The following is a 5891-nucleotide window of genomic DNA, read 5'->3' as shown; positions in this document are numbered from 1 at the left end:
GCTGTAGCGCATGGCGCGTTCGCGGGCTTCGGCGCGGTCAACCTTGAGGGCGGCGAGTGACGCATCGCGAAGGTCGGTCGAGACCGCGCCGCCAATGCCGTCGCCGACGATGTCAATCGGTCCAGTCACCGGATAGGCGGCTACCGGCGTGCCGCTGGCCAGCGCCTCGATGATGACGTTGCCGAAGGTGTCGGTGCGGCTGGGGAAGACGAAGACATCGGCCGAGGCATAGATCTCGGCCAGTTCGTCATTGGGGCGGTGGCCGAGGAAGTGCGCCTTGGGATATTTCGCCTTCAATTTGGCAAGCTCCGGGCCTTCGCCGACGATCACCTTGCTGCCGGGCAGATCGAGGTCGAGGAAGGCGGAGAGGTTCTTCTCGATGGCGACGCGGCCGACGCAGAGGAAGACCGGGCCGGGGAAGCCGAGATCCTTTCGCTTGTCCGGGCGGAAATGGTCGGTGTCGACACCGCGCGTCCATGGCCTCAGCTTGTTGAAGCCGCGCGCAGAAAGGTCGTCGGCGAGCGATTGGGTGGCAACCAGCGTGCCCTGKCCGGAATTGTGGAARTCGCGCAGCCAGCGATAGGCCCAGCTTTCCGGSACCGGCAGRCGGGCGCTGAGATATTCKGGAAAGCGCGTGTGATAGCTGGTGGTGAACGGCCGGCCGGCGTTGCGGCAATAGCGCCGCGCCATGATGCCGAGCGGGCCTTCGGTAACGATGTGGACGTGGTCCGTCTTGTAGGCATCGATCAGGCGCGCGACATGGCCTGGCGTGGTCAGCGCCAGCCTGATGTCGGGGTAGGTCGGCAAGGGCAGTGTGCGAAAGATGTTCGGGGTCAAGAAATCCACCGACACGTCGAAGGATTTCAGCGTTTCGGTGAGCCGCTCCAGCGTGTGGACGACGCCGTTGACCTGCGGGCGCCAGGCGTCGGTGACCATCAATATGCGCATGGCGGCCCTTTGCTGGAAAGGTCGACGGTTGCCTTGAGACGATGCCGGAACGGCGACCAGCCGGCTGCCCGCGCTTCGCTCCAGCGCACCCGGGCGGGCACGGGGTCGAAGTGGGGCGGCAAGGCCGAATCAAGTGATGTCGCGCGCTTCATGCGCGCTCTTCACCATGGTTTCATGACGGGCGGATGAAGCCCAATTTCCAACTGGCTAAGAGCCTGACCGAAAATTGGGAATTTTGACGAAGCGTTTCTAGCCGGAAATTCTCAGATTTTTGAGACATAGCGAGCGAAGTGGCTTCATTACCTTGCGAACCGACACCCACTGTAAAAACATCGACCCCACAGATATCGGACAATGTCTGGAGATATGTCATGTCGACTTCGGCATTGATGCGCCGAGGAGCATATCGCGCCGGACGCGCCTAAAGAGTGACCCGTGACCTCGGTCATGGAGGCCTCCTGACTTGTGGCCACCTAACCTTGTGCGCGCGCAAACTGTGCCAGGTTGGCCCTGACCACGAAGTGATGGAAGGGCCTGATCACGTTGAGATAGGTGAGGCCGAAGGCATTGTGGGAGTGCACGACGGTTGTCGCGATGAGCTGCGTGCCGGTTGGAGAATTGCGACGGAGCAGCGACAATCGGAAGTCCAGGTGTCGATCGTCCTCACCCAGCACAATCTCGTCCTTGCCTTCCCATTGCACCGGGAAAAAGTCCACGCGTTCGTTGTCGGTCCTGGACGCTCGGACCTCGCCGGAGGTTTTGACGCCAAAGGGCGTCACCATCGCGTCGCGGACCGCGAGCAACGCCTTGATCCACGCGGGCTGATCGCCGACTGTCCGGGTCGCCAGCACGCGCATGCTGTACTGTTTCGATGAACTCAAATCGATGCTGTAGCTATCGAGCAGGTTGGCGTTCTCGTACCAGCCTGCAACGACGCTTTCAGGTGGCGGCGTGGTCCGGCGCACCCGCGCTTTGCGTTCTAGACACATGCCGAAAGCTCGATCATGGCAATCTTTGTGACAGCTTGCCGGCCGATAGCGGTGAGGGAGTACATGCCTTGGATCGTAGCAGGAAAGAGCGCCGGCGACAAAAGGCGTACGCCATCGGCTCTAAGCTGGAACCTTGATGACCGCGCGCAGGCCGCCGAGCGGGCTGTCGTCGAGGCTGATGTCGCCGCCATGGCTGCGGGCGATGTCGCGGGCGATCGACAGGCCGAGCCCGGTGCCGCTGGCGTCGAGGTTGCGGGCCTCGTCGAGCCGCACGAAAGGCTTGAACACGTCCTCACGCCTGTCGGCCGGAATGCCCGGACCGTTGTCGTCGAYGGTGACCACAAGCGAGCCACGGCCGTGATTGGCGCTGACCTCCACCGTCTTGGCATAGCGGAAGGCGTTGCCGATGACGTTGGACAACAGCCGGGCGAAGGCGTTCGGCCTGACATGCACGGTCGGATCGCCGGAGAGCGTCGTTGACAGCTTGCATTTGCGCAAGGTGGCCTCATCGTCGAGTTTCTGGAAATAGGCTTCGAGATCGAAACGTCCCGGGTCCTCTGAGGCTTCGCCGCGGGCAAAGGCAAGATAGCCTTCCAGCATCGACTGCATATCGTCGATGTCCTGGTTAAGCGCCGCCTTGGTCTCGGTCTTGCCGCCGGCCAGCGCCAGCTGCAGCTTGAAGCGGGTGAGGATGGTTCTCAGATCATGGCTGACGCCGGTCAGCATGGCGGTGCGCTGGTCGATCTGGCGCTCGATGCGCTCGCGCATCTGGATGAAGGCAAAGCCGGCGCGGCGCACCTCTTCGGCGCCGCGCGGGCGAAAATCACGCGGCATCGGTCGGCCCTTGCCAAAACTTTCGGCGGCTTCGGCGAGCGTCAAGATCGGCCGGATCTGGTTGCGCAGGAAGGGGATAGCGATCATCAGCAGCACCAGCGAGGTGCCGACCATCCAGATCAGGAAGATGTGGGTGTTGGAGGCATAGGCCTGGCTGCGGCGCACGAAGACGCGCAGCACCTTGTTCTCGAGCTGGACGCGCACCTCGACGATGTTGGAATTGCCGACAGTGTCGATCCAGAACGGCCGGTTGATCTGGCGGGTGATCTCGGACGAGAGGACGTCRTCSAGGATCGAGAARAACGGTTTTGGACCGGGCGGCGGCARMGGATCSGGCGGCAGCAGATCGACCTTCAGCTGCATGCGRTCCTGGGCRATGCGGATGAYRTTGGCGTAGTCGGCGTCGTGCGGATAGGTCTCGATCAGGTCGATGATGGCGGCGATGTCGCGCACGGTGGCCTGCGACAGGCGCTGCGTCACCGTTGCCCAATGGCGTTCCATGAAGACGAAGGCGACGACCGACTGCAACAGGATCATCGGCGCGATGACGATGATGAGCGAGCGCGCATAGAGGCGCTTGGGCATGTAGAGTGAAACAAGGCGCCAGAACCGGTTCCAGATGCGCGGCACCGCCTTGAGCGTTCGCGTGGCGCGTGCGCTCAAGCCGTCAGGTCCCGGCCCTTCCAGTTCCGTCGTCGCCATTGGCTCTTTTCATTTCGTCCGCGGCACTGGATGGAGCATGATCTTTTCCGAAAACCGGTTCCCACTTTTCGGGATCATGCTCTAGCGCCGCGTCCGCTACTCTATTCCACGCTGAGCCGATACCCAATACCGCGCACGGTCTGCAGCCAGACCGGGTTGGACGGATCGCGCTCGATCTTGCGGCGCAGCCGGTTGATCTGCACGTCGATGGTGCGCTCGCCGACCTCGGAATCGTCGCCGACCAGTTCGTGGCGCGGGATGGTCTCACCGGCGCGTGCGKCAAAGATCGCCAGAATCTCCTGCTCGCGATCGGTCAGCTTCAGCGCCTCGCCGCCGCGCTTCAGTTCGCGCCTGGCGATCTGGAACGTGTAGGGGCCGAAGACCAGCTGTTCGACCTTGGGCGTCGTCGCCGGGCCGCCGCGGCGCAGGATGTTGTTGATGCGCAGGATCAGCTCGCGCGGGTCGAAAGGCTTTGGCAAATAGTCGTCCGCGCCGGCTTCCAGCCCTAAGATGCGGCTGTCGGTTTCCGACAGCGCAGTCAGCATCAGGATCGGCACGTTCTTTTCGGCCCGCAGCGATTTGGTCAGGTCGACGCCGGTTTCGCCCGGCATCATCACGTCGAGCACAATCAGGTCGAAATCGAGGCCGGCAAGCTTGCGCCTGGCTTCGCCGGCATTGCCGGCGACGGTGACGCGAAAGCCGTTCTCGGTCAGATACTGCTTGAGAAGATTGCGGATGCGGGTGTCGTCGTCGACGACGAGCAGATGCGGCGCATCGTCGTCCGGTGCGGCCGTCTGATCGACCCTCTCAGTGCTCTCCATGGCTTTTCCCTGACATTTTTGCGGACCCAACGTCAATCTGCGCTCTCAGCTCCGGATTGACCATCGCTTCGAGGAAGCGTTCCACCAAGGTCCGTTCGGTGGCGCCGGAATCTTCCAATGCAGCACGGATGCGGCGCGACTGTGGCCGCGCAAGGGCGAGTGCCAGCGCACGGCCCTTCGCCGTCGGATAAAGCTCGCGCTGGCGGCGGTCGCGCGGGCCTTGCAACTGGACGACATGGTCGGTGTCGATCAGTTGCTTGAGCACGCGCGCCAGGCTCTGCTTGGTGATCTTCAACACGTCGAGCAGTTCGGCAACCGTCAGGCCCGGCCGGCGGTTGACGAAATGCAGCACCCGGTGGTGGGCGCGGCCGAAGCCATAGTCGGCCAGGATCTGGTCCGGATCGGAGGTGAAGTCGCGATAGGCGAAGAAGAACAGTTCGATGATGGCGAAGTCGATGCCGTCCTCGACTGACATCGCGGTCCTGATCGGTTTTCCGGCAGCTGGGCTTCGATCCGTCATCATTTCTCCATGGGAACGGGAGATTATGTCAGTACTATTGACGTAATTTCCCTGCAATGGTAATTTTTGACAAGCTTTTGGGCGGATTGCGAACGAAAAGGCAAGGCAGGCCGGTTTTTCCGGAACTTCCTGAGTTTGCCAGAGCGCGATTATCCGCCTACGCTTCGAGACACCGGCCGGCGTCTCCAATCGCGTGGCGCGGCCAAAAAGAACACGCAACGACACTAAGGATAGGCGGGCGCTGCCCGCGGGAGGTTACCATGGCATCCGTTCCCTTCGATCAACTGGACGGCTTCATCTGGATGAATGGCGAGTTCGTTCCGTGGGGCGACGCCAAGGTCCATGTGCTGACGCACGGTCTGCACTACGCCAGCGCGGTCTTCGAGGGCGAGCGCGCCTATGGCGGCGAGATCTTCAAGCTCAACGAGCACACCGAGCGCTTGCATGAATCGGCGCTCCTGCTCGGCTTCAAGATTCCCTATTCGGTCGCCGAGCTCAACGACGCCTCGACCACGCTGTTGAAGAAGCAGGGTTTCCAGGATGCGTATGTCAGGCCGATCGCCTGGCGCGGCAGCGAGCAGATGGGCGTTTCGGCGCAGAACAACCGTATCAACTGCGCCATCGCCATCTGGCAGTGGCCGAGCTATTTCGATCCGGCGCAGAAGCTGAAGGGTATCCGCCTCGACATGGCGGAATGGCGCCGGCCCGACCCGCGCACGGCGCCGTCGAAGTCGAAGGCCGCCGGCCTCTACATGATCTGCACCATGTCCAAGCATGCCGCCGAAGCCAAAGGCTATGCCGACGCCATGATGCTCGACTGGCGCGGACAGGTGGCGGAAGCAACGGGCGCCAACATCTTCTTCGTCAAGGACGGCAAGATCCATACGCCCAAGCCCGACTGTTTCCTCGACGGCATCACCCGCCGCACGGTCATTGGGCTGGCCAAGGATCGTGGCCTGGAGGTGATCGAACGCGCCATCCTGCCGGAAGAACTCGAAGGCTTTGAGCAATGCTTCCTGACTGGAACGGCAGCGGAAGTAACGCCGGTTTCGGAGATTGGCCCTTACCGATTCGAGG

6 protein-coding genes are annotated in these 5891 nt (G+C 62.4%); 1 reads left to right on the top strand and 5 read right to left on the bottom strand.

The window, feature by feature from the left end; genetic code table 11:
• The 5 genes from AC1DX0_RS29665 to AC1DX0_RS29645 all read right to left on the bottom strand — a co-directional run.
• Positions 1-948, bottom strand: a 948-nt coding sequence (locus tag AC1DX0_RS29665) for a glycosyltransferase family 4 protein (RefSeq protein ID WP_477357986.1), incomplete at its 3' end; no start/stop codon positions are given.
• A gap of 473 nt (positions 949-1421) precedes the next feature.
• Complete coding sequence (locus tag AC1DX0_RS29660; protein WP_477224063.1) at positions 1422-1937, bottom strand: DUF2867 domain-containing protein; 516 nt, start codon at positions 1935-1937, stop codon at positions 1422-1424.
• A 120-nt stretch (positions 1938-2057) separates the two neighbouring features.
• Positions 2058-3473: an ATP-binding protein gene (locus tag AC1DX0_RS29655; protein ID WP_477357983.1), complete on the bottom strand. Its 1416-nt coding sequence runs from the start codon at positions 3471-3473 to the stop codon at positions 2058-2060.
• Between the two features lie 101 nt (positions 3474-3574).
• A complete protein-coding gene (locus AC1DX0_RS29650) occupies positions 3575-4294 on the bottom strand; it encodes a response regulator (protein WP_477357980.1) in 720 nt (239 codons plus the stop codon).
• Positions 4281-4814 carry a MarR family winged helix-turn-helix transcriptional regulator gene (locus tag AC1DX0_RS29645; RefSeq protein WP_202358236.1) on the bottom strand — a complete coding sequence of 178 codons (534 nt, stop codon included), beginning with the start codon at positions 4812-4814 and terminating at the stop codon, positions 4281-4283. Before AC1DX0_RS29645 ends, AC1DX0_RS29650 begins: the two co-directional genes overlap by 14 nt.
• Before the next feature lie 260 nt (positions 4815-5074).
• On the opposite strand from AC1DX0_RS29645, the gene AC1DX0_RS29640 reads away from it, so the two are divergent.
• A partial coding sequence (locus AC1DX0_RS29640; protein WP_477357977.1) for a branched-chain amino acid aminotransferase occupies positions 5075-5891 on the top strand: 817 nt, incomplete at its 3' end.

The organism is Mesorhizobium sp. P3_A9, assembly GCF_056402975.1.
This window is presented reverse-complemented; position numbering and strand designations above follow the sequence as displayed.